At 67.9% G+C, this 371-nt stretch carries 1 protein-coding gene; it reads left to right on the forward strand.

Annotated elements, in window-relative coordinates:
- Window positions 1-371, forward strand: a 371-nt coding sequence (locus tag J0695_RS42560; RefSeq protein WP_206970130.1) for an LCP family protein, incomplete at both ends; no start/stop codon positions are given.

A 371-nucleotide genomic window follows, 5' to 3' on the forward strand; every position in this document is an offset into this window, starting at 1 on the left:
CTCGTGGGCTCGGGCGACTTCAGCAAGGACGAGGCCTTCAACATCCTCGTCCTCGGCACCGACAAGCGCACCGGCTCGGGCAACGACGGCTACGGGGACGCGGGCAGCGTGGGACATGCCGACACCACGATCCTGCTGCACGTCTCCAAGGACCGCACGAACGCCACCGCGCTCAGCATCCCGCGCGACCTGATAGTCGACATCCCCGACTGTCCGACGAAGCTGGAGGACGGGACGGAGAAGGTGATCCCGGGGCTGCAGGGCGCCCGCTTCAACCGGAGCCTCGGTGAGGGCAGCCGGGACCCGGGCTGCACGATGCGCACGGTGGAGGAGGTCACCGGTATCAAGCCCGACCACTTCATGATGGCCGA

Source organism: Streptomyces beijiangensis (assembly GCF_017315755.1).
Classification (GTDB): domain Bacteria; phylum Actinomycetota; class Actinomycetes; order Streptomycetales; family Streptomycetaceae; genus Streptomyces; species Streptomyces beijiangensis.